Annotated in this window: 26 protein-coding genes, 1 tRNA gene and 1 other RNA gene; 14 read left to right on the top strand and 14 right to left on the bottom strand. The window is 65.4% G+C overall.

Annotation, left to right across the window (positions count from 1 at the left end; translation table 11 throughout):
* Positions 1-47 precede the first annotated feature (47 nt).
* On the top strand, positions 48-1,208 hold the full coding sequence (locus HSR6_RS08520) for a nicotinate phosphoribosyltransferase (protein WP_071933352.1): 1,161 nt from the start codon (positions 48-50) through the stop codon (positions 1,206-1,208).
* On the opposite strand, the gene HSR6_RS08515 is transcribed toward HSR6_RS08520, so the two are convergent.
* Genes HSR6_RS08515 through HSR6_RS08505 form a run of 3 tightly spaced genes read right to left on the bottom strand, consistent with a single transcriptional unit; the run spans position 1,189 to position 4,027 of the window.
* Positions 1,189-2,226 carry an ABC transporter ATP-binding protein gene (locus HSR6_RS08515; protein ID WP_071933351.1) on the bottom strand — a complete coding sequence of 346 codons (1,038 nt, stop codon included), beginning with the start codon at positions 2,224-2,226 and terminating at the stop codon, positions 1,189-1,191. The two genes, HSR6_RS08520 and HSR6_RS08515, sit on opposite strands and share 20 nt — an antisense overlap.
* A complete protein-coding gene (locus HSR6_RS08510) occupies positions 2,223-3,056 on the bottom strand; it encodes an ABC transporter permease (RefSeq protein ID WP_071933350.1) in 834 nt (277 codons plus the stop codon). The genes HSR6_RS08515 and HSR6_RS08510 overlap by 4 nt, the downstream gene beginning before the upstream one ends.
* Positions 3,053-4,027: an extracellular solute-binding protein gene (locus HSR6_RS08505; RefSeq protein WP_071933349.1), complete on the bottom strand. Its 975-nt coding sequence runs from the start codon at positions 4,025-4,027 to the stop codon at positions 3,053-3,055. Before HSR6_RS08505 ends, HSR6_RS08510 begins: the two co-directional genes overlap by 4 nt.
* A gap of 147 nt (positions 4,028-4,174) precedes the next feature.
* On the opposite strand from HSR6_RS08505, the gene rnpB reads away from it, so the two are divergent.
* Both rnpB and HSR6_RS08495 read left to right on the top strand, forming a co-directional pair.
* Positions 4,175-4,508, top strand: an RNA gene (gene rnpB / locus HSR6_RS08500) — RNase P RNA component.
* 76 nt (positions 4,509-4,584) lie between these two features.
* Positions 4,585-5,481, top strand: a complete 897-nt coding sequence (locus HSR6_RS08495; RefSeq protein WP_070365470.1) for a DMT family transporter — start codon at positions 4,585-4,587, stop codon at positions 5,479-5,481.
* Here HSR6_RS08495 and HSR6_RS08490 read toward each other — a convergent pair whose 3' ends face one another.
* Positions 5,482-8,106: a valine--tRNA ligase gene (locus HSR6_RS08490; RefSeq protein WP_071933348.1), complete on the bottom strand. Its 2,625-nt coding sequence runs from the start codon at positions 8,104-8,106 to the stop codon at positions 5,482-5,484.
* Between the two features lie 191 nt (positions 8,107-8,297).
* Between HSR6_RS08490 and gnd the strand changes: the two genes are divergently transcribed.
* Entirely contained in the window at positions 8,298-9,191 is an 894-nt protein-coding gene (gnd, locus tag HSR6_RS08485) for a phosphogluconate dehydrogenase (NAD(+)-dependent, decarboxylating) (RefSeq protein WP_071933347.1), read from the top strand.
* 48 nt (positions 9,192-9,239) lie between these two features.
* Complete coding sequence (locus tag HSR6_RS08480; RefSeq protein ID WP_070365467.1) at positions 9,240-9,893, top strand: cob(I)yrinic acid a,c-diamide adenosyltransferase; 654 nt, start codon at positions 9,240-9,242, stop codon at positions 9,891-9,893.
* Here HSR6_RS08480 and HSR6_RS08475 read toward each other — a convergent pair whose 3' ends face one another.
* A complete protein-coding gene (locus HSR6_RS08475; RefSeq protein ID WP_070365466.1) occupies positions 9,894-10,253 on the bottom strand; it encodes a DUF5518 domain-containing protein in 360 nt (119 codons plus the stop codon).
* 45 nt (positions 10,254-10,298) lie between these two features.
* Positions 10,299-11,042, bottom strand: a complete 744-nt coding sequence (locus tag HSR6_RS08470; protein ID WP_071933346.1) for an SIMPL domain-containing protein — start codon at positions 11,040-11,042, stop codon at positions 10,299-10,301.
* A 108-nt stretch (positions 11,043-11,150) separates the two neighbouring features.
* On the opposite strand from HSR6_RS08470, the gene HSR6_RS08465 reads away from it, so the two are divergent.
* From HSR6_RS08465 to HSR6_RS08440, 6 genes are all read left to right on the top strand, one after another.
* Positions 11,151-11,225, top strand: a tRNA-Arg gene (locus HSR6_RS08465).
* Positions 11,226-11,868: 643 nt separating this feature from the next.
* On the top strand, positions 11,869-12,138 hold the full coding sequence (locus HSR6_RS08460; protein WP_071933345.1) for a type II toxin-antitoxin system HicB family antitoxin: 270 nt from the start codon (positions 11,869-11,871) through the stop codon (positions 12,136-12,138).
* 1 nt (position 12,139) lies between these two features.
* A complete protein-coding gene (locus HSR6_RS08455; protein ID WP_071933344.1) occupies positions 12,140-12,391 on the top strand; it encodes a type II toxin-antitoxin system HicA family toxin in 252 nt (83 codons plus the stop codon).
* 389 nt (positions 12,392-12,780) lie between these two features.
* Positions 12,781-13,716 (top strand): cysteine synthase A, encoded by a 936-nt coding sequence (cysK, locus tag HSR6_RS08450; RefSeq protein WP_071933343.1) that lies wholly within the window; start codon positions 12,781-12,783, stop codon positions 13,714-13,716.
* Positions 13,717-13,849: 133 nt separating this feature from the next.
* Positions 13,850-14,089 carry a thioredoxin family protein gene (locus HSR6_RS08445; protein ID WP_071933342.1) on the top strand — a complete coding sequence of 80 codons (240 nt, stop codon included), beginning with the start codon at positions 13,850-13,852 and terminating at the stop codon, positions 14,087-14,089.
* Positions 14,090-14,129: 40 nt separating this feature from the next.
* Positions 14,130-14,474, top strand: a complete 345-nt coding sequence (locus HSR6_RS08440) for an ArsR/SmtB family transcription factor (protein ID WP_071933341.1) — start codon at positions 14,130-14,132, stop codon at positions 14,472-14,474.
* A 12-nt stretch (positions 14,475-14,486) separates the two neighbouring features.
* Here HSR6_RS08440 and yciH read toward each other — a convergent pair whose 3' ends face one another.
* Positions 14,487-14,780: a stress response translation initiation inhibitor YciH gene (gene yciH, locus HSR6_RS08435; RefSeq protein WP_070365461.1), complete on the bottom strand. Its 294-nt coding sequence runs from the start codon at positions 14,778-14,780 to the stop codon at positions 14,487-14,489.
* A gap of 218 nt (positions 14,781-14,998) precedes the next feature.
* Complete coding sequence (locus HSR6_RS08430) at positions 14,999-15,850, bottom strand: coenzyme F420-0:L-glutamate ligase (protein ID WP_071933340.1); 852 nt, start codon at positions 15,848-15,850, stop codon at positions 14,999-15,001.
* On the opposite strand from HSR6_RS08430, the gene HSR6_RS08425 reads away from it, so the two are divergent.
* A complete protein-coding gene (locus HSR6_RS08425; RefSeq protein WP_335589181.1) occupies positions 15,849-17,228 on the top strand; it encodes an NUDIX domain-containing protein in 1,380 nt (459 codons plus the stop codon). The two genes, HSR6_RS08430 and HSR6_RS08425, sit on opposite strands and share 2 nt — an antisense overlap.
* 61 nt (positions 17,229-17,289) lie before the next feature.
* Here HSR6_RS08425 and engB read toward each other — a convergent pair whose 3' ends face one another.
* The gene (gene engB / locus HSR6_RS08420; RefSeq protein ID WP_071933339.1) at positions 17,290-17,910 is read right to left on the bottom strand and encodes a GTP-binding protein EngB; all 621 of its coding nucleotides are present in this window, start codon (positions 17,908-17,910) and stop codon (positions 17,290-17,292) included.
* An 86-nt stretch (positions 17,911-17,996) separates the two neighbouring features.
* On the opposite strand from engB, the gene HSR6_RS08415 reads away from it, so the two are divergent.
* Complete coding sequence (locus HSR6_RS08415) at positions 17,997-19,292, top strand: TIGR00341 family protein (RefSeq protein WP_071933338.1); 1,296 nt, start codon at positions 17,997-17,999, stop codon at positions 19,290-19,292.
* On the opposite strand, the gene HSR6_RS08410 is transcribed toward HSR6_RS08415, so the two are convergent.
* Genes HSR6_RS08410 through HSR6_RS08395 form a run of 4 tightly spaced genes read right to left on the bottom strand, consistent with a single transcriptional unit; the run spans position 19,293 to position 21,258 of the window.
* A complete protein-coding gene (locus tag HSR6_RS08410) occupies positions 19,293-20,273 on the bottom strand; it encodes an NOG1 family protein (RefSeq protein ID WP_071933337.1) in 981 nt (326 codons plus the stop codon).
* A gap of 46 nt (positions 20,274-20,319) precedes the next feature.
* A complete protein-coding gene (gene hisE / locus HSR6_RS08405; protein ID WP_070365455.1) occupies positions 20,320-20,610 on the bottom strand; it encodes a phosphoribosyl-ATP diphosphatase in 291 nt (96 codons plus the stop codon).
* Positions 20,607-21,053, bottom strand: coding sequence for a bifunctional nuclease family protein (locus tag HSR6_RS08400; RefSeq protein WP_070365454.1), 447 nt, complete (start codon positions 21,051-21,053; stop codon positions 20,607-20,609). Before HSR6_RS08400 ends, hisE begins: the two co-directional genes overlap by 4 nt.
* A gap of 40 nt (positions 21,054-21,093) precedes the next feature.
* The gene (locus HSR6_RS08395) at positions 21,094-21,258 is read right to left on the bottom strand and encodes a preprotein translocase subunit Sec61beta (protein WP_070365453.1); all 165 of its coding nucleotides are present in this window, start codon (positions 21,256-21,258) and stop codon (positions 21,094-21,096) included.
* Positions 21,259-21,346: 88 nt separating this feature from the next.
* On the opposite strand from HSR6_RS08395, the gene HSR6_RS08390 reads away from it, so the two are divergent.
* Positions 21,347-21,619, top strand: a complete 273-nt coding sequence (locus tag HSR6_RS08390; RefSeq protein ID WP_070365452.1) for a thioredoxin family protein — start codon at positions 21,347-21,349, stop codon at positions 21,617-21,619.
* Here HSR6_RS08390 and npdG read toward each other — a convergent pair whose 3' ends face one another.
* The gene (gene npdG / locus HSR6_RS08385) at positions 21,620-22,276 is read right to left on the bottom strand and encodes an NADPH-dependent F420 reductase (RefSeq protein ID WP_071933336.1); all 657 of its coding nucleotides are present in this window, start codon (positions 22,274-22,276) and stop codon (positions 21,620-21,622) included.
* Positions 22,277-22,298 lie beyond the last annotated feature (22 nt).

Below are 22,298 nucleotides of genomic sequence, written 5' to 3'. Positions count from 1 at the left end.
CCGGGCCGTGGTAGACCGATTATGCACACAGTTCGGAGGGTCACACGGTGACCGCCTTCGACATCATCCCGCCGGAAACGATCGCGTCGGGGAAGGCGACGGACGCCTACTTCGACCGCACGGTCGAGACACTCGAAGCGACCGACACGAATCCCCACGTCGTCGCGGAGGTGACGGCCGATCAGTTCTCCGACGGGGAGTTCGAACTCCTCGCCGGCGTCAAAGACGCCGTCGAACTCCTCTCGGGGCTGCCGATCGACGTGTGGACACTCCCCGAAGGGACGCTGTTCGACGGCGGACCGGTCATGCGAATCGAGGGGAACTACCTCGATTTCGCCCGCTACGAGACCTCGCTTTTGGGCTTTCTCTCACACGCCAGCGGAATCGCGACGAACGCGATGCGGGCGAGACAAGCGGCCCCGGAGACCACGGTCCTGAGCTTCGGGGCGCGACACGTCCACCCCTCGATCGCTGCCGTCGTCGAGCGCTCGGCGCTCGTCGGTGGCCTGGACGGCTTCTCCCACGTGGCTGCGGGCGAGGTGCTCGACCGCGAGGCCGGCGGAACGATGCCACACGCGCTGCTGATCTGTTTCGGCCGGGGCAACCAGGAGGCGGCCTGGCGAGCCTACGACGAGACGATGCCTTCGGCGGCCCCGCGGGTCGCGCTCTGTGACACCTATTCGGACGAGGTTGATGAGGTCCTCCGGGCCGCCGCGGAACTGGGCGAGGATCTGGATAGCGTGCGACTCGATACCACCTCCTCGCGACGGGGCGACTTCGAGCAGATCGTCCGTGAAGTTCGCTGGGAACTCGAAGCTCGAGGCCTGGACGACATCGACATCTTCGTCAGCGGTGGGCTGGGGCCGGCGGACCTCAGGCGGCTCCGCGAGCACGTCGACGGCTTCGGTGTGGGCGGGTTCGTGAGCAACGCCGACCCAGTTGACTTCGCTCTCGACATCGTCGAGGTCGAGGGCGAACCGGCGGCCAAGCGCGGGAAACTCTCCGGCACCAAGCAGGTCTATCGGACCCCTGACGGGGGCCACCACGTCGCCCTCGTCGACCGGGTGGGCCCCTCCGGCGGGACGCCACTCCTGGAACCGGTGATCGAGGACGGAACGGTCACCCGCGAGTTCGATCTGGACGCGACGATCGACCGGGCCGCTCGGGACATCGAGCGGGTCGATCCGGTCAGCGATCCCGACGCGTGAGGTGCACCGCATCGGGCGCAATCGACGCCCGGCAGGTGTCGCCCACCCGAAGCTGGCCCGCGATCTGCCTGTCCACGGTGGCTGTGAGATAGTCCGGACCGGGCCAGTCAAGCAGGACTGTGGCGTCGGTGTGCTGGGTGAGAACCCGCGAGACGGTGCAGTCCAGACTGTTCGAGTCGCCGGTGGTCCGTGACTGGCCGTTCAGGCTGATCGATTCCGGGTGTATCGCCACCGCCAGGTCGCCGTCCGGTGGCTCGCCCGCAGCCAGGAGTTCGGTCCCGTCGACCGCCACGACAGTCCCATTTCTGGATTCGGTACGCACCGTCGCCGGGTAGACGTTCTCGATTCCCAGGAACGCCGCGACGAAGGCACTCTCAGGTTGATCGAAGACTGATTCGACGGGCCCCTCCCGGACCAGCCGACCGTCCGCAAGGACTGCCAGCCGGTCGCCGACGACTGCGGCCTCCTCCTGGTCGTGAGTCACGTACACAACTGGAATGTCCAGGTCGGCGAGAATGTCGCGCAACTCCACCCGGAGCCGCCGGCGAATCGGGGCGTCGAGGCTACTGAGCGGTTCGTCGAGCAACAGTACCGAAGGGTCGGAGACGAGCGCCCGGGCCAACGCGACCCGTTGCGCTTCGCCACCCGAGAGGGTCTTCGGATCCCGGTCGAGGAGGGGTTCGATCTCCAATAGCTGGGCCGTCGAGTCGATCGACCCCGCTTTGACCGCACCGAACTCCAGGTTCTCCCGAACCGAGAGATGCGGGAAGAGCGCGTAGTTCTGAAAGACCATCCCGACCGACCGGTCCTCCGGGGGGCGCTGGTCGATCCCGGCGCCATCCACGGTGATAGTACCGCCATCAGGCGGCTCGAACCCGGCGACCAGCGAGAGCAGCGTTGACTTGCCGCTTCCCGACGGGCCGAGGACGGCAGTCACGCCCGGTTCGACCGTGAGATCGACCGGCCCGAAGGTGAAATCGTCGTACCGCCGTTCCAGGCGGGAACACTCCAGGGTCATCCGGTGAGGGTGATCCGCTTGCCGGCCAGTTGCAGTGCCAGGACGACCAGAAAGCCCAGCGTCAGGAGGACGATCACCAGCGGGGTCGTCGCTGCGATGCCCTCCGAGATGAACGTGACCCAGATCTGGGTGGGCATCGTGCTCGGGTGGTAGGCCGTCATCATCGTGGCTCCGAACTCGCCCATCGCCCGGGCGAAGGTCAGGACCACGCCAGCGAGGATGCTTCCCCGGGCGAGGGGCAAGGAGACGAGGCGGAAGGTCTCGATGGGGCCCTTACCGAGGCTTCGCGCGGCCTGCTCGATCTCGCGGTCGACCGACGCGAAGCCGGACCGGGCCGTGATGACAACGAACGGCGAGGAGACGAAGGTCTGGGCGAGGACGATTCCGAGGTAGCTGTCGGTGAGCGGGAGGCCGAGCGAGGCGGCGGCCGCCCCGATCGGGGTAAAACTGCCGAAGCCCGAGAGGAGCATTACGCCGCCGACGACCGGGGGCATCACGAGCGGGAGCACGACAAGCGCGTCGACGACGACCTTCCCGGGAAACGTGGTCCGGGCCAGCACGTATGCCAGGGGAACCCCGAAGACCGTCGCCAGTGCGGTCGAGACCGGCGCCGACAAAAGCGAGAACTTCACCGCCGAGACGACCTTGGGGTCGAAGAAGGCCCCCGTTCCCAGTCCCTGTCCCCACAGGAAAAAGGAGAGGAAGGGATAGAGGAGGTAGACGAAAAGCACCGCCCCCAGCAGCGCGAAGACGCCGTTTTCGTGGAGGATCCGGCTGCCAACGCCGTATTGACCACGGGAGAACCGTCGGACCGATTCGGCGTAGCTCATGGCACGATCTCCTCGGGTACCGGGCCATGGGGTCGTGGGAAGGCGTCGGTGACGACCAGGCCGTTCTCCGTCAGCATCTCCGGGTTCGAGAGCAGGAATTTGAGAAAGGCCCGCCCGGCTTCGGGGTTGGGGGCCGTGCTCGGGACGGTGGCGTTGTAGAGCACTGGCGCGCCCTCGACGGTAGTTCCGTCCTCGGTCGTGTAGGTCGCCTGCGCGTAGTAGTCGGCGTGTTCGGGGTTCGAGAAGTCCAGTTTCTCGGGGAGTTCGACGTAGGGCAGGCCGTGGTCCACGGCCATGTTCTTGTAGACGATCGCCGCGGCCCGCTCCTGGGCCTCGACGCGGGCCAGAATATGGGCCTCCTGTGGGTCGATCACCAGGTTCTCGGTGAGGGCTGGGGCTAGCCCGTCCCGGTCGTAGTACTGCTCCGCAAGATCGAACAGCTGGAGGGCCCGGTAACCCAGCGGATCCAGGTCGGGGTCCGAGCGGGCGATCTCCGCGTCGGCCTCGCTGAGGACCTCAAACCAGGGTTCCTCGCCCTCCAGCCGTTCACCGACCGCCGTGTCGGGCCCATAGGCAATCACGAGTGCGTTCGACCCGAAGACCACGTCCCAGGGGGCGATGTCCTCAGGCAAGCGCGTGCGGAGCAACTCGGCGTCCGCGCTGACGATCACGTCGGGCTGTTTCTGTTCGTCGAGGACCATCCGCATCACCGCGTTCGAACCGTGGAACTCGCCCCGGTACCCGTACTCGTGGGCGTCATCGAACGCCGGGCCGATGGTGTTCTCGAAGAGCGTCGCGAGACTCCCCGCTGAAAGCACCGAAACGTCGGAACGGCCGCCGAGACAGCCAGCGAGGGTGCCCAGGCCGGCCGCACCGGCGGCCCGGAGAAATCCGCGTCTCGAAAGTGTTCCACCGTCGTGGCCGGTTCCAGCCCACCTGCTCCGGACCGTATCCGATACCGGACTCGTCATGTTTGATGTAACGGACTTCGGTTTCTTATACCTTTTTAGAAACCGCCGAGGGTAACATTTTGTCCCACGCTCGGCCCAATACAACCAAAATCACTACCGCCCGGGGTGACCGAACCCCTTAGGTGGCCCCATCGGCTACACTCACTGGGTAGCGGCCGCCCGACCCCCGTGCCCCGAGTGGGCATGAGGAAAGTCCCCCCACCGCCGGACAGGCGATCGGGCACACGCCCGGGACGGGAGACCGTCGGGCCATGGAACAGAAACGACACGGCTTCGCTCGACCGATGAGGTGTGCGGATCCGGGGCGAAAAAGGATTCCCGAAAAAGCCCTGGAGCGACCCCACCGAGGGACGACGGCGAAGCAGCGATGGAACGGCCACCCCTCGCCGGTGCAAGTCCGCGTGAATGGTAGTCCGGCAGTCTGCGCGGACGCGTAGCCGAATGTCGGGTCGAAACAGAAGGGGGCTTACGAACCGCAACCCAGCGTTCGAACTCGAAGCGACGGCACTCTTCGTGGAGGCGCCACTTTAAGACGACCCCGCCAAAAGTCACCGACAATGCGAGAGGTCACTGTCGGCGGGCTGATGGTCCTGATCGCGGCGACGGGACTCGGGACGCTCGCCATCTTCGGGAAGTTCGCCGAAGCGACGGGGTTGAGTCGACCGACGCTGCTCTTCTTCCGGTTTAGCATCGGCGCGGCCATCGTCTGGGGCGTGCTCCTCGTCCGGAACGACCTAACCGTACTCTCGGGGCGACCGCTCTATGCGACGGTGGTGCTTGGGCTGCTCTATGCCGCGCTCACGCTGGCCTATTTCCGCGGGCTCGCCTTCATGACCGCGAGTCTCACGGCCATCGTCTTCTACACCTACCCGATCTTCGTCTTCGGGCTCTCGGTGCCGCTGCTCGAGGAACAGGTGACCCGAACCGCGCTGGGGGCGCTGGGGCTCGCGCTCGCTGGGGTCGTCATGGTCGTCGGACTCGACGCCAGTCAGGTCTCGCTTTTGGGGATCCTGCTGGTGACGAGTGCCGCGGCTGGTTACGGCATCTACAACGTCGCGGGCCGAATCCTGGTTGCCGATACCGATCCCACCCACCTGACCGCCCATGTGCTGGTGGTGACCGCCGCGACGATCGGGCTGGTCTGGGCCCGGGCCGGCTTCCACCCGCCCCAGGGACCGACCCACTGGGGGATCGTCCTGGGAATCGGGGTGCTCGGCACCGGCATGCCGTTGCTCTTGCTCTACGAGGGACTGACACGGATCGAAGCGACTCACGCTAGCATCCTCGGGACGGCCGAGCCAGTGGCGACGGTGCTTTTGGGTGTGACGATCCTGGGCGAATCACTCACCCTGCGAACGGTACTCGGGGCGGTTCTCATTCTCGGCGGGGTCACGCTCGTCCAGACGACCCGACGCCATCGTCGCTGGCTCCTCGCGAAAATCGGCCTGCACTGACTACGGGACGACGACGATCGTGCCGAACGTGGCTTCGAGCACAGCGACCTCCTCGCCGGCCTCGGTGCGGAACTCGGTCGGCACGGAAACCATTTCGGGATCGATCTCGGTCGGTTCGCCGTCGACGGTGACCTCGACCGGTCCGCCGGAGTCGAGTTGCGCCTTGATCGTGTCCGGATCCGCGTCCTCCAGGGCAGCCATCACGGCCCCGGCCTGATCACGGAAGGTCGGCCCGATCTGGGCCTCGTCGGGGTCGACGCCCGTGGCGACTTCCGCCAGGTCCGGCCGGCCGACGGCCGTCCTGATCGGGGCGGCGACGGTCTCGCTCAGGTCGTACGTGTCGACGCCGTGTTCGGGCTGTTCGTCGAAGTACAGTTCCACCCGTTCGAGGTCCTCGTTCAGGGCGATGCCCTGTTCGGACTTCCAGGCCCGGACTGTCCGGGCGGCTTCGGCGATAACCTCGCCGACGGCCCCCTCGTCGTCGGGCACGTCGATTGCTGGCCACGACGCCTGGTGGACGCTGCCCTCGGTTCCGGGCAGGTGCTGCCAGACCTCCTCCGCCATGAACGGGCTGAACGGGGCGAGCAGGCGCACGACCGCCGAGAGCACGTCGTAAAGTGCCGACCGGGCGGCGTCCCGTTCGCCGGGTCGGCCGTTGTACAGTCGGCCCTTGACCAGTTCGAGGTAGTCATCGGCGAGGTCCTCCCAGACGAACTCCCGAAGAGCCCGCACGGCGGTGTCGAAGCGTTCCTCGTCCATTGCCGTCTCCATCTCCTCGGAGACCGCCGCAAGGCGACCCAGGATCCACTTGTCGGTGTCCCGGTAGGCCGGGGCCGTGACCTCGGGGGTGTCCGCTTCGAGATGACTCTCGGCAAAGCGGAAGACGTTCCAGAGCTTGGTCAAAAATCGGGAGGCAGCGGTGACTTCCTTCCACTGGAACTGCACGTCGGCCCCCGGTCGCCCCCCGACGGCCATGGCCTGCCGGAAGGCGTCGGCGCTCTCCTCCTCGATCACCTCGTCCGGCGCGACGACGTTGCCCCGGGATTTGGACATCTTGTTGCCGTCCGGACCGAAGACCATGCCGTTGATCAGCGCCGTGTCCCACGGTCGCTCGTCCTCCAGCGCGGCCGTCCGGAGCAGGGTGTAGAAGGCCCAGGTCCGGATGATGTCGTGGCCCTGCTCGCGCAGCGCGACCGGCTCGAACTCCGCCTCGGGCCAGCCGGCGACGTGCATCGCGGAGATCGAGGAGTCCATCCAGGTGTCCATCACGTCGGTTTCGCCGGTCCACTCGGTGCCGCCACATTCCGGACAGGCCTCGATTTCGGGGCCAGTTTCGGTCGGTTCGACCGGGAGTTCCGCCTCGTCCGCGATCTCCCAGTGGCCACAGGATTCACACTGCCAGGCCGGGATCGGGGTCGCAAAGACCCGCTGGCGGGAGATGACCCAGTCCCAGTCCATCCCCTCGGTCCACTCCTCCAGGCGGGCGTACATGTGCTCGGGGATCCACTCGACCTCTTTTGCTTTCTCCAGGATCTCGTCCTGGCGGACCTCCACGAACCACTGATCCTTCGAGAGGATCTCGATCGGGGTGTCACACCGCCAGCAGACCCCCACCGACTGCTCGACGGGTTCGGTGTCGTTCAGGAGTCCCTGCTCTTCCAAGTCGGCCGGAATCCGGTCTTTGGCCTCCTCGACAGTGAGTCCCTCGTACTCCCCCGCGAGTTCGGTCAGCCGGCCGTCCTCGGTGAGCACGGGTCGCAGTTCCAGGTCATACTGGGCCCACCAGTCGACGTCCTGTTTGTCGCCGAAGGTCGAGATCATCACCGCGCCGGTCCCAAACTCGGGATCGACCTCCTCGTCGGCGAGCAACTCGACCTCCTGTCCGACCGGGGGCACCTCGAAGGTGTCCCCGACCCGGTCGGCGTACCGCTCGTCCTCGGGGTGGACCGCGACCGCGCCCGTGGCCGCCAGCAGTTCGGGCCGGGTCGTCGCGATCTCGATATCGTCGTTGTCGATCCCGGGGAAGGTGATGTAATAGAGGGTCCCCTCCCGATCCTCGGTCTCGACCTCGGCGTCGGCGATGGCCGTCTGACACCGGGGACACCAGTTGACCGGGTGCTCGTCCCGGTAGACGTACTCCTTCTCGGCCATCTCGACAAAGGAGCGCTGAGTCTTCCCCCAGTAGCTCGGGTCCATCGTCCGGAACTCGTGGTCCCAGTCCTGGGAGAAGCCCAGCTGGCGCATCTGGCTGCGCATCGCGTCGATCTGGTCCTCGGTGTGATCGATGCACATCTGCCGGAACTCGTCGCGAGGGACCTCCGTGCGGTGGATGCCCTCGTTTTCCTCGACTTTGACCTCCGTCGGGAGGCCATGGCAGTCCCAGCCCTGCGGGAAGAGGACGTCCTCGCCCTGCATCCGGTGATAGCGGGCCAAAAAGTCCATGTAACACCAGCCCAGGGCGTTCCCGATGTGGAGGTTCCCCGTCGGGTAGGGCGGCGGGGTGTCGATCACGTAGTCGGTGGCGTTCGTGTCTTCGTACTCGTAGACCGACTCCTCGAGCCAGTAGTCCGCCCACCTGGACTCGATTCGCTCGGGGTCGTAGTTCTCGGGAATGTCTGCTGTCATGGATCAGTATGGAGTCGTCGCTGTGGGTCCGAATCACGAGAAGGACACGAGTCGGGCCTGCTCGCGTGTCTACTCACGTACTACGGCGACGACGCGCATATGTGAGCCAGGCGTGTCTCGGTTGAAAAAGGTTGCTCTCCGCCCGGTCTCCGATCGAAATCGCTAACGGAGTGGCCCCCACACGGAGAGCCATGGAACTTGGGGTAATCGGACTCGGACGCATGGGGCAGATCGTCGTGGACCGGGTCCTCGACGCCGGACACGACGTGGTGGCCTTCGACATCGACGAGGTCGCTCGGGCGAGTGCCGCCGAGATGGGGGCCGAGACCGTCGACTCGATCCCGGCCGTGGCCGAGTCGCTGTCCCCGACGCGACACGTCTGGCTGATGGTCCCGGCCGGTGATCCGGTCGACGCCGCGCTTGCCGAACTCACGCCGCATCTCGACGCCGATGACGTGGTAATCGACGGTGGCAACTCGAACTTCAAAGACTCCGTCGACCGGGCCGAGCGCATCGAACCGACCTACCTCGATTGTGGCACCAGCGGCGGGCCGGCCGGGGCCGAACTCGGCTTCTCGCTCATGGTCGGCGGCGAAAAAGGGGCCTACGACGACCTCGAACCGGTCTTCGACGCGGTCGCGACGGGTCCGGAGGGCCACGAACTGATGGGGCCCTCGGGGGCCGGTCACTACGTGAAGATGGTCCACAACGGCATCGAGTACGCGCTCATGCAGGCTTACGGCGAGGGGTTCGAACTTCTGGCCGAGGGCCGCTACGATCTCGATCTGGAAGACATCGCCCGCACCTGGACCAACGGGGCGGTCGTGCGCTCCTGGCTGCTCGAACTGGCCGAAGAGTCCTTCCGCGAGGAGGGGTCGGATCTGGGTGACGTGGCCGACCACGTCGCCGGTGGCTCGACCGGCACCTGGACGGTCCAGGAGTCCCTGGAGCAGGAGGTCCCGTTGCCCCTGATCTACCAGGCGCTGGCCGAGCGATTCAACTCCCGCTCCGGGCCGCGGCTCTCCCGCCGGCTGGCCAATCGACTGCGCTACGGCTTCGGTCGACACGAGATCAAACGGCAGTGAGTGGTGGGATCGGAACCACCAAAGTAATCGCTGGTCTTCTATGGGGTAATGTCACAATCCGATTCGGATGGTGAGGCCCTGACCGCCAAGCCCATCGAGCCGAGTGCCCCCGAGGAGTTCGGGCTGGTGCAGGTCTGGTGGGGGAACGGCAAGGGTAAGACGACGGCGGCGATGGGGATGGGGATGCGGGCGGCCGGCCACGGCTATCGGGTCCATCTGCTGCAGTTCATGAAGGGCGGTACCCAGAGCGTCGAGGACATCCGCGGGGAGTACAACGCCATCGCGGCCCTGCCCGGCTACACGTACGAGAACCTGGGTCACTACGGCTGGCATCACGGCCAGTTGAACGACGATGAACACGCCGGGAAGGCCCAAGCAGGCTTGGAGCGAGCGAACGAGATCATCGATGGGGCCGCTGACGCGGATCTCTCGACGCCCTTCGATCCCGACAGCGATCCCGAATCGGGGGTCCACATGCTGATCCTGGACGAACTCATCTACGCGGCGAACCGGGAGCTACTCTCCCAGGACGCAGTGCTCGAACTCATCGAGACCAAACCGGACTCCCTCGAACTGGTACTCACCGGCGGTCACGAGTCACCGGACTTTCTCACCGAGCATGCCGACCTGATCAGCAACGTCTCGCTGGTGAAACACCCCTTCGACGAGGGGACGACCGGGCGAAAAGGAACCGAGTTCTGATCAGGCGAGGAGGCCGCCGATCGCGCCGCCGATCGCGCTGTCGATGGCGAGCAACAGGGCGATGCTGAGGGCCAGGATGAACACGCCCCCTCCAGCCAGCGGCCCAAGGATCCCGAAGCCGAGCGAGCCCACGACGGTCACCAGGGCCGCAGCGATTATGGCCAGGATGATTCCGCCGATCGCGCCGGCCAGCAGGCCGTGCCAGGCCCCACTCCAGGTGCCCGAGGCGGCGATGTACCCCGCCACGAAGCCACCGATCAGCCCCGCGCCGATGTGACCGATGCCCGGGAGGAGAAACCCGAAGATACCCAGCAGGAACTCGACGCCGAATCCGATGCCAACCGCACGCCAGTTCGTCATAATCGCCGTTGGGTTCCGAACGGGGAAAAGTTCGCGGGTGGCCGATCAGGCGGCCGTGTAGGTCACGGTCACCTGCGCGGAGACGCTGACCGGGCCGGCGTCGATTTCCGTGCCGCTGTCCGCAGCGGCGGCCGTCTGGAGGGTATAGGGAACCACCGGTCCCGAGTTCGCCTCGGTGGTGATCTTCTGGGTGCCCGTAACAGTCAGATTGGCACTCCCGGCGAGGGTCTCGGCTTGCACGCGAGCGTCGCTCATCGCGGCGTCGAGCGCGGTGTTCCGGAGCTCCGACCGGGTTTCGTCGCCGAGCGTGAACCGGACGTCCTGGATGTCTGTGGCCCCGGCCGCGACGGCCGCGTCGATGGTTTCGCCCACGGCCTCGGTGTCACTCAGGTGGACTTCGATGGTCTGCCTGGCGACGTAGGTCGGTGTCTCGCTTTCGCCGCCGTCAGTGGGGGGTCGCATGCGTTCACCGATCCGGTAATCGGTGGTGCGGACCTGGTCCTCGGGGATGCCCAACTCAGCAAGCCGGTCGGTGACAGCCGAGACGTTGCTTGCGACGGCGGCCCGGGCGGTGTTGGAGTCAGCGGCGGTTTTCTCGACGGCGAGTCGGAGGACTGCCTTGTCGGGAGCGGCCGACTCGCTGGCGCTCCCCGTGACGGTGATCGTTCGGTTCTGGTCGGTGTTGGTCTGTTCGGGTTGGTCCGAGACGGCCATGGCCAGGCCGGCGGTCCCGGCACCGGCGATTACGGCCATGGCGATTGCGATTGCGAGGATTGATCCACGATCCATAGTGGGCCTGTGGATGGGGATGGAGGTATAGCCGCCGAAGCCTCAAATCGCCCTTTGGTGGACCCGAGACAGAACGGTTAAACGGATCGGCGTGTGAGATTGTTCCGAGGGCCCGTAGCTCAGTTTGGATAGAGTACTTGGTTCCGGACCAAGATGTCAGGGGTTCAAATCCCCTCGGGTCCGCTTCTGCGACGAACGACGGTGAGGAGCGAAGCGGACGGGGATTTGAATCAGGGAGGAGCTTTGCTCCGACCGTGGTTCAAATCCCCTCGGGTCCGCTTCTACGGAACTCAGCGCGTGTGCCGGAAGGCACCGCGCTCGGCAGAGTGAACGGAGCAAGGGATTTGAATGAGACCGAGGTTCTGCGAAACGCAGGTTCTCGGGCGTGGTTCAAATTCTGTCAGTTCGTTCGCTCCGCTCACCTCCTGACAACCTCCCGCTCGCTGACTCACGTCGCTCCGCTCACCGTTCGTCCATTTCGAAGGCTCCCGCTGGTCGCCCTCGCCGCTCGCGGGAGTCCCCTCGGGTCCGCTCAGGTTCCGTCGGACACTTCGCGGCCCCGATTTCGTCCCGGTCTTCCTCCCGAGACTCCCCTCGGGGCCGCTTCTGCGATCCGTAGAACTAATTGAACTCTCCCCCGAGCAGCTCAGCCGCCATATGCTGCTCATCGAGTATCTGGAGACCGGCGGATCGGTCACAACTGAATCGCTTCCATCTGGGAAGAATTGCGGAATCTGGCAAATGAGACGTCGATTTGAAAATATCTCGATTGGGAAAAATTGCAGGGCCAAATGTTTATGCAGTCCTTCCCGTAATTACATGTGAGATGGCTAGTTCGAGTCGCAATGCCGACTCCCACAATGGCGAGATCCGCCTGTGGCGTGAAGAGGGGTGGTGGATTGCGAAAGATGTCGATACTGGAGTCTCTACTCAGGGAGAAACCCGGGAAGTAGCCCTCGCGAATCTCGATGATGCCGTGCAACTTTTCGAAGACGAAACTGGACATTCTCCAACAGAAACCGAATTGGAAGCGATGGGGATCGATCCAGCGGCGAACACGACCGGGGACCAGGAACCGCCGGACATCTTGAAGTAGAATGAGTCGACGGACGTTCTCGGGGCAAGCGGTCGTGAAGGTGTTAGTGAATGTTGGCGATTTCGAATGGCGTCGAACGACAGGAGACCACGCCCAACTCTACTATGAGCATCCCACGAACGAGAACGATCGGAGGCACGTCACTGTCCCTCTTCACGACGAATTACGGGTCGGAACTCTCCGCGAGATAGCGGATCAGGCGGGTGCCAATGATTTCGATACCTTTTGTGAATGGATCGATGAGAATCGGTAAATGAACGAACCGACGCGTCTCTCCCGTTCTGAGAACCGATCCAGATACTGCCGCCGCTGCTCCATCTTGTCCTTTTCCCGTCCGTCCGTCCGTCGGAATGAGTTTCTTATTCTCGCCACTCACCGCTGCCCGGTCGGTGACTATGTCCTGGGGGAGTTACTGGAGAAGTAGTGCGTGATTCCACCTCGGCGGAAGGTATGCGAGGCCTCACTCGAGGGGCATGTCGACGACCTTTCGAAGCACTTCGCGGCCCCGATGTCGTCCCGGTCTTTCTCCCTGGACTCTCCTTGGGACCGCTTCAGGGAACATCCAATACCGACCCACTAGTTCCCAGCATCCGATAACGGAATCGATAATTATGTACCGCCACGTTTTTGGGACATCCTAGAATGTCCGATTCAGAGCCCGCCGCCCGCATCGTCGAGTCCTCGACGGATCTCGTCGGAAACACGCCACTATTGCGTCTGGACTCATTTGCGCCCAATCTCCTCGCCAAGGTCGAGTCGTTTAACCCGCTCTCCTCGGTGAAGGACCGAGTCGCGGTTGCGATGCTGGAGGCCGCCGAGGAAGCGGGCGAACTCGAAGCCGGGACGACGATCATCGAACCGACTAGCGGGAACACGGGCATCGGGCTGGCCTACGCCGCCGCGGCGAAGGGGTATGACCTGGTGCTGACGATGCCCGAATCGATGAGCGAAGAGCGCCGCACGCTGCTGCGGGCCCTGGGCGCGGACCTCGAATTGACCCCCGCGGACGGGGGCATGACAGGTGCGATCGACCGGGCCACGGAACTCGCCGAAGCCAACGAGCCCGCGTTCGTCCCCCAGCAGTTCGAGAACCCGGCGAATCCGGGGGTGCACCGCGAGACGACCGGCCCGGAGATCGAGGCCGCCACCGACGGCGACGCGGACGTTTTTGTTGCGGGCGTGGGCACCGGCGGGACCGTCACCGGCGTCGCACAGTACTACAAGGAGGAGCTGGGTCGCGAGGATTTCGAGGTGGTCGCGGTCGAGCCGGCGGATTCGGCGGTGCTCTCGGGCGAGGAGTCGGGCAGCCACGGGATCCAGGGCATCGGCGCGGGATTCGTTCCGGACATCCTGGCGGTGGACCTGCTGGACGAGGTCCTCACCGTCACGACCGAGGAAGCAAAAGCCACAACCCGCGAACTGAGCCAGGAGACCGGGCTGCTGACCGGGATCTCCGGCGGTGCGGCACTCCACGCGGCGATCGAGGTTGCGAACCGTCCCGAGTACGCGGACCGGACCGTGGTGACCATCTTGCCGGACTCCGGCGAGCGGTATCTCTCGACTGACCTGTTCCAGTGAACCGTTTCCAGCAACTCATCGAGAGCCGGGCCCCGACCACCTGTTCTAAATACATTTGAAACCACCACGATTAAGCCGCCAGCCGTTCAAGGATAATTTGGAATGGCTCCACGTGGGCCACCCAAAGCCAGCCATGCACGTCGAAATCATCGGTCCGGGCTGTCCCCGGTGCAAGAAAGTCGAGCGGAACGTGAACCGTGCGGCCGACCAACTCGCGGCGGGTCCCGAGTCGATCTCGAAGGTCGAGGACGACATGGAGATCATCGATCGCGGGGTCATGCACACCCCAGCGGTCGCCATCGACGGCGAAATCGTGATCGAGGGGGAGGTCCCCGACGTCGAGGAGTTGACCGAACTGCTGGCCGCCGCCTGAGAAACACACTCTTTACGCTCTAACTCCTCTCCCCGATCGAATGGCCCAGGACGCCGACGCCTACCGGGTGGATTCGGACACGATGGCCCGCCTGCAGTCGATCGCGGCCGAGGAGGTCACCGAGTCAGTGACGATCTACAAGGCCCTCGCGGACGAGCGCCGGCTCCGGATCCTCCGGCTGCTCGTCGAGACTGAACTGTGTGTCTGTGATCTGGTCGAGATCTTCGATCTGGAGTACTCGAAGCTTTCCTATCACCTCAAGCAGCTCCGCGAGGCGGGGCTGGTCGCGACCGATCGTGAGGGGAATTACGTGACCTACGAGCTCACGCCCACGGGACAGATCGCGGCCGAGGGGCTCGCGGCGTTCGAAAGTGAAACCGCGTGACCCGGCCGAAAATCAGGCGACGTTGAATCCCCGGTCGAGCAGGAAGTCCTCGACGCGGTCGCGGTGATTGCCCTGGAGTTCGATCTCCCCGTCGTCGACGGTACCCCCGCAGGCCATCTTCGATTTCAGGTCCGAGGATAGCGAGTCGAGGTCGACGTCGGTGGGGTCGAATCCTTCGATGACGGTGACTTCCTTTCCGTAACGGCGCTCGTCGATGCGGATCGAGATCTCCTGGGACTCCTTGGCGACGTCCTCACAGACACAGAGTTCCTCGGGCAATCCGCACGTCGAGCAGACTTCCGACATTACGGCCACAGATACACAAGCGATATATTAAACCCTGTCGACGGGGAAATCGCCATCCCTGGGCGAGCCGGCAGTCGGGATCGAGGCCCGACGAGACGGGTGAGACTTAAGCACCGGCCCGATCAACGGAACGTATGGTCTGGCTCCTCGAGGATCTGCGTGCGGCCCTGGAGACCTTCGGGAATGTCGCCGCGACCGACCCCATCTCCGCCCTCCTGTTACTCGCCGCCGCGCTCGTGTTCGCCGTGATCGTCGGCGTCGGCGGTGTCCTTGGGTTCGGCGCCCTCTCGAACACCCTTTTCGGCTGGCCCTGATTGTCCGTACTCCCACGCTTCGAGGGCCTGCCTGACGTAATCCGTCTCCCGGTCACGGAACAGCTGCTCGGTCGTCCCGTGATCGCCGAACTCGAAGTCCCGGACCACGACCACGGGTTTCCCGCCAGCCCCCTCGCCGCTCACCAGGTTCGCCGCCGCGGCGAGTTCGTCCGCCACGTTCTCGACCGTCACGGCGAGTTCGGTGCCGTCCCGGTCCCGCTCCCCCCGCCAGTCCCGGCCCACGGGCACACCGTCCCAGCCGATCGCCACGCCACGCTGGCCCGTCCGGAAGGGCCGACCCGAGGTGTCGGTGACGATCACACCGGGTGATTCTGAGAGCCCCGCCCGGATCCGGGCGGCGGACTCGCTGGGGGCCTCCGGCAGGAGCAACACCCCTTGGCCGCCCGTGTTCGAGCGATCGATGCCGGCGTTGACACCAACGTGTCCGAATCGGGTAACGGCGAGCAAGAACGGGGCGTCGAGCACCAGTGACGTTGACTCCTCCAGCACGGCCTGGGCAAAGCGCGGGTCCTTGGTCGACCCGGTGATCGACGCCAGCCGCTCGGCGATCGAACGGGCCCGTTCGGTCGGCTCGAAGCGAGCGAGGGGCTGTCTCCGATCCTCCACCTTGGAGACGACCGTGCTCGCCACACAGACCACGTCATCGGGCCGCAGGTCGACCTGCGCCTCGATCGCCGCCGCGAGGTCGTCGCCGGGTTCGAACTCCGGCAACCCCGGCACGGCAAAGACCTCCATGGAGGGGCTCACTCTCGGGTCGGGTGAAAGCCTGCCGGTCCGAAACGAGTACCTGCTGGGGCCCGTAGCCCCGCCCATGGAGACGCGATCGGTCGTCACCGTCTTTCTAACGAACGGCGGGGAGGTGTTGCTCCTCCGGCGCAGCGAGGCAGTTGGCTCCTATCCGGGCCGCTGGGGTGGGGTCGCCGGTCACGTCGAACCCGGAGACACCCCGCTTTCGGCCGCGAAGCGAGAAATCCGCGAAGAGACGGGCCTCGATACCCAGGCCGTCACGCTCGTCTCCTCGGGCGAGCCATTCCCTGTCACCGACCCTGACCTCGACATGGAGTGGACGGTTCACCCGTTCCGATTCGAGACGGGGAGCCGGGACGTGCAGTCGAACTGGGAGACCACGGAGACCGCCTGGGTCCCGCCGCCGGCAATCTGTGACCGGGAGACGGTGCCCGACCTCTGGCGGTCCTGGGACCGGGTTCGTCCCACGGTCGAGCAGGTTCGTGCGGACTCCGAATCCGGATCGGCGACGCTTTCGAAACGCGCCCTCGAAGTCCTCCGGGACGAAGCGACGCTGATCGCGGCTGACGGCGGCGACTGGGACGACATCGCGCAGGTCGCCCTCGACCTCCGGACGGCTCGCGAGGCGATGGTTGTCCTGCAGGTGCGCGTCGATCAGGTCATGGCCGAGGCCAGGGACGATCGAACTCCGGACGCGGTCCGCGAGGCCGCGATCGAAGCGCTCTCCCAGGCGGAAGTTGCGGACCGGGCCGCCGCCGAACTGGCCGCGGAGCGAGTCGAGGGCCAGACCGTCCTCACACTCTCCCGGTCCGGGACGGTCGAGCAGGCCCTCGAACGCGGCTCCCCCGAGACCGTCTGGGTACCCGTCTCCCGTCCGGGTGGGGAAGGTCGGGAATTAGCGAGTGACCTGGCGGAGGCGGGCCTGGACGTTCGGCTCACGAGCGACGCCAACATCTCTGGAGCCGTCCACGAGGCAGACGTGGTGCTGCTCGGCGCGGACACCCTGCTCGCGAACGGCGATGTCATCAACAAGGTCGGGACGACGGCGGCCGCACTTGCTGGGAATCACTTCGATGTCCCTGTCTCTGTCATCGCCGCGACCGCGAAAATCAGCCCGTCAGAACACCCTCCCGACCTGTCGGACGGCGAGGCCGGCCACGAACAGTTGTCGGCCCCCGAGTCGGTCACCGTCGTCGATCCGGTCTTCGAGCGCACGTCGGCGGCCCTGGTCGACGGGTATCTTACTGAGGACGGTGTTCTCGATGCGGATGCCATCTCGGAGTACGCAGCGGATCACACACAGGCCGCCGCCTGGAAGCAATCGTTAACCGGCCCGAGTGCCAACGACGGGCCGGGGCGACAGTGACGAGGAGTTACCCCCTCCGAGCCCCTTGTGACGAGGCTTTTCACCCGAGTCGCCCCTCGATTTACGAGAAGAACTGTTTGAGCTCTTCCTGCTTTGCCGCCTCGAACTGTGCGTTCACGGCGTCCTGGAGGGCCTGAATCCGGCCCTGTTTCGCCGAGATCGGGGCGATGACGTCCTGCCACTGGGTCCAGGGGGGCATCATCCCAAGCCGGTCGGCGATCTCGTCCAGCCGCTGGTCCCGATCCTCGACCTTGTCGATCTTGTTCACCGCCACGACCGGCTGGATGCCGAGTTCCTCGAGCAGGGAGAAAAACTCTACGTCGTGTGGGAGTTCCTCTCGTTCCAGGTGGCGGTCGATGATGTCCACGGCGGCCTTCCCGTCGAGGACGAGTACGCCCACGAGGATCTTCTCGGCGTGGGCCTCCAGGTACCGGACCACGTCGGTTTTGATCTGCTCGCGGGTCTCCTCGGGCACGCCCGACATGAAGCCAAAACCCGGCAGGTCGGTGATGACGAAGTCCTCGCTCGCCCAGTCGTAGTGGTTGGGGCGGCGGGTGACCCCCGGGTTGCGGCCGGTGTCGAAGGTGTGGCCGGTTAGCTGCCGCATGAGTGTCGATTTCCCCACGTTGGACCGGCCCACGAGTACCACCTCCATCGAGCGGTCCGGTCGCGTCTCGAACATACCTCCGCTATCCGCTCGGGGGGTTTACGGGTTGTGGCCCGCTCATCGACTGAAGGCTTAAGCCCCCGACCGCCGATTTTGGGGGCGTGCGCCTGGTCCAGATCGCGGTGCCGACGGGGAAACGAGGGACGGTCCTCGAGACCCTCGACTCCCTCGACATCGAGTACGTCGTCTCCGAGGAGACCGGCTCCCGAAACATCGCCGCCGTCGTGGAATTCCCGCTCCCGGCGTCGGCCGTCGAGGACGTGCTCGACGAACTGCGCGAGGTAGGGGTGGACGAAGAGGCCATCACCGTGGTCATCGAGGCCCAGACCGTCATTTCTCGGAAGTTCGACGCGCTGAAGGACCGATACGAGGAGGCGAACAAGGAGGACCCGGCCAAGATCGCCCGCGAGGAACTCGTGGCCACGGTCGACGGACTTGCGCCCGACATTTCGACTTACGTGGTGATGTCGATTATCAGCGCCATCGTCGCCACCGCAGGGATCCTGCTCGACTCGCCGGCGGTGGTCGTCGGCTCGATGGTGATCGCCCCACTCATCGGTCCGGCGATGGCCACGAGCGTGGGTTCAGTCGTTGCGGACCGGGAGATCTTCGTCCGCGGGGTGACCCGCCAGGCGATCGGGTTCGGCGTCGCCATTCCCGCGGCCGCGCTGTTTGCGCTCTTTGCGAAGTCGGTCAACCTCGTCCCGCCAGGGATCGATCTGCTGGCGATCGAGCAGGTAAGCGGCCGGCTCTCGCCGGACTTCCTCTCGCTGGCGGTCGCACTGGGAGCAGGGGTGGCCGGGGCGTTGAGCCTCTCGACCGGCGTGTCGACGGCCCTGGTCGGTGTCATGATCGCCGCGGCGTTGATTCCCCCGACCGCGGTCATCGGGATCGGTATCGCCTGGGCGATGCCCCAGGCCGTCCTCGGGGCGTCGGTCCTGGTTCTGGTGAACGTCCTCTCGATCAACCTGGCTGCGCTTCTCGTGTTGTGGTACGAGGGGTACCAGCCGGAGGACTGGTTCCAGCTATCCGAAGCGCGGACGGCCACGCTCAAGCGGATCGCCGTCCTGGCCGTCGCGATCGCCGCCCTCTCGGTGTTCCTGGGCGCGACCACGCTGGCGACCTACCAGAACGCGACCTTCGAGGATCAGGTACAGACGGAAGTCGAGGGCACGCTCGCAGGAATCGAAGACGCGGAACTGCTCGAAGTCGAGTTCAAGCACCGACAGACGCTGCTCTACCGTGACGTCGACAGCGTCGTCGTCTCGGTCGGGGTCAGGGCAGGGGACTCCCCACCGGAAGGCCTTGCAGCGGAACTCTCCACCCGGATCGAAACGGAGACGGGCCAGTCGGTACCCATCGAAGTGCGATACCTGGCGATCGAACGGGCCGGCTGATCAGCGCTCGAAGGGCAACTCGATGTCCACGTCGAGTCGTTCGATCGCGGCCTCGAGGACTTCCATGGGTGTCTCGCCCACGGCCTCGCCCGCAGTCTCACTCGGGATCGTCAGGTAGTGATCGGCCTCGATTGCTTCTGAGAGGTCGGCCTTGCTACAGACAACGATCATCGGCGCGTCGACGGTCGCCTCGATCTCGGCCTGCAGCGCCTGCTGATCCTCCAGGGGATAGCCACAGGTCTCACTCGGGTCATAGAAGTAAAGCACCAGATCGGCGACGTGGGCGAGCGCGCTCGTGGCCTGGGACTCGATCTCGTTTCGCTCATTTTCCGGCCGGTCCAGGAGCCCCGGCGTATCGACGATCTGGTAGGTCAGGTGGTCCCGCTCGACGTGGCCGACGTTGATTCCCGTGGTGGTAAAGGGGTAGGCGGCGGTCTCGTTGTGGGCGCGGGTCACGCTGTTGACGAAGGCCGTCTTCCCGACGTTGGGGTAGCCTGCGACCGCGATGGTCGGGACCTCGGGGTCGATGTCGGGGAGTTTCGAGAGCGTGTTCCGGGCCTCACCGATGGCTTCGAGGTCCGCAGCGACCTCGTTCATGACCGAGCCCATTCGGGCGAAGGCCTGCTGCCGGATCTTCTTCGCGGCGTCGGCGTCCCCTTTGGGGAGCCGACCGATGTATTCGCGGCCGAGTTCGTGTGTCTTGCGCCCGGCCCAGGAGACCTCGGAGAGATGCTGGCGGAGCTCATCGACACCCACGAGCGCGTCGGCGAGCTCGTAGTAGAACGGATCGAGGGTCTCGAAGTCCGGCCAGTCCCGGACGACGTACTCGAGGTTGTCGCTGAGGACGTTCGAAGCCGTCTGCAACATCGACTGCTGGGCCTCGACGCCGTGCTTGGCCCGGCCGGCCCGGGCCGCCCGCGAGAACGCCGTGTCGAGGAGCTCCGAGGCGGTGGGCGTGGTCTGGAGGTCCTCGAAAATCATGTATCCGGGATAGCCGCCGGGCACGTATAAGCCCGTTTATTGCCCGTTACTCTCGGCGGGTTTCGAGCTCCGCGAGCAGGTCTGCAAGCTCCATGTCCTGCATGGCGAGCAACACGAGCAGGTGATAGACCAGGTCGGCGGACTCGTGGGCGATCTCCGTTTCGTCCTCGTCCTTGGCGGCCAGAATGAGTTCGGTGGTCTCCTCGCCCAGTTTCTCCAGCACCGCGTTCTCGCCCTTCTCGTGGGTGAAAAGCGACGCCGTGTAGGAGTCCTCGGGCAGGCGCGCTTTCCGGTCCTCGATGGTCTCGAAGAGGGCCTCGAGGATCGCGTCGCTCATATGTCCGTGACCTCCCGGATGTCCTCCAGGTCGTCGAACTCCTCGGGAGCCCGCCCGCCGGTCTCGAAGACCGATTCCGCGATGGCGATTGGCGCGTCGGTTCGGGCCGCAAGGGCCAGGGAGTCGCTCGGCCGGGCGTCGATGACCGCGTCTGCACGGGGCGTGTTCAGGTGCAGATCGGCGATGTAGGTTCCCTCCTCCAGGCCGGTGACGACTACCTTCTCGACCCGGCCACCGAGCTCCTCGATGATGTCGAGCGTGAGGTCGTGGGTCAGCGGCCGGCCGATGTCCCGGGCGTCCAGGCCGCGGGCGATGCTGACCGCTTCGTCGAAGCCGATGAAGATGGGGAGCACGTCGGTTTGGTCCTCGACTCCCAGCAGTACCACCGGAACCGGCCCCTCCGCCGTCCCGGCGACCCGCACCCCGTCGATATACGCATCCATGACAGCCCCTGGGAGTCCCAGGTAGAAATGATGCCCGTTCTCAGAGGGAGACGATGGTCAAAATCCGGACGAGAATGCCAAAGAGAGCGCCGAAGGCGACGATGGTCTTCGGGTCCATCGTGATCGCATTCGAACCCTCCGAGTCGAAGTACCGGACCAGGCCGGCACTGGACATCAGGCCGCCGGAGTTCTGTCCGCTGCTCATAGACAGAGAAAAGCGAGAGACGGGCCTAAAGCTTTCGGGCTGGGGGCGACGGCAACCCTTATGCGAGCGGCGGAGGTACCACGGATCGATGGCCGAGGTAACCCTGATCGACTTTCACGCCGACTGGTGTGGGCCCTGCAAGACCCAGGACCCGATCATCGAGGAGCTCGAAGCGGATTACGCCGATTCGGTGACCTTCGAGTTCGTCGACGTCGATGCGAATCCCGACATGGCAAACGAGTATCAGGTCCGCTCGATCCCCACGGTGGTCGTCACGGCTGGCGACGAGGTAATTGAACGCTTCGTCGGCGTGACCCAGCGCGAACCGATCGAGGAGGCCCTGCAGTCCGCCGGCGCGTAGCTACTGGATTTTCAGGCCGAGCCCGTGGGCGTCGTTTTCCGCACCCAGCGTGAGCAACAGCGGCGTGAGTGACTCCACCGCCGCGGCGTTCCCGAGCCCACCCGCTGTGAGCGTTCCCAGTCCGTCGATAGATTCGGCTACCTCCCTGACCTGTGCGACGGCGTCCGCACGATCACCGAAGACGAGCGTGTCGAAATCTAGGGTGGTATCCAGGTCGGCGAGTCGACCCGCCGGAAGCGTGTGGAAGGCCCCGACGACCGGGTTCGGGTCGGGCGTCCGCTCTCGAACGAGTGCGGCGACACTTCCCTGCGGTGGTGGTGCGTAGCTCATGCCGTCCTCGCCGCGTTCCATTCCGACCGCTGGGGTCACCACGATGGCCGTCTCGGAAAGCCGATCACCGATCGTCGAAAGGAGGTCGCCGAGATGATAGGGTGAGACGGCCAGGACGACGATGTCGGCCTGCGCGGCGGCGTCTCCGTTCTGGACGCCCGAGATCGAGGCGGTCCCATCGAGTCGGGCCGCGTAGTCACTCGCGGCCTCGCGAGCCTGGTCCGGGTCCCGGGACCCCACGAGCAGGTCGTGGTCCGTATCCCGACCCCACCGGAGGGCGAGTCCCGCACCGAGGTCACCAGTCCCACCGAGCAGCGCGATTTGCATGCTCCGACTCACTGGCCCACCG

This window comes from Halodesulfurarchaeum formicicum (genome assembly GCF_001886955.1).
In the GTDB taxonomy this organism is placed as follows: Archaea; Halobacteriota; Halobacteria; order Halobacteriales; family Halobacteriaceae; genus Halodesulfurarchaeum; species Halodesulfurarchaeum formicicum.
This window is presented reverse-complemented; position numbering and strand designations above follow the sequence as displayed.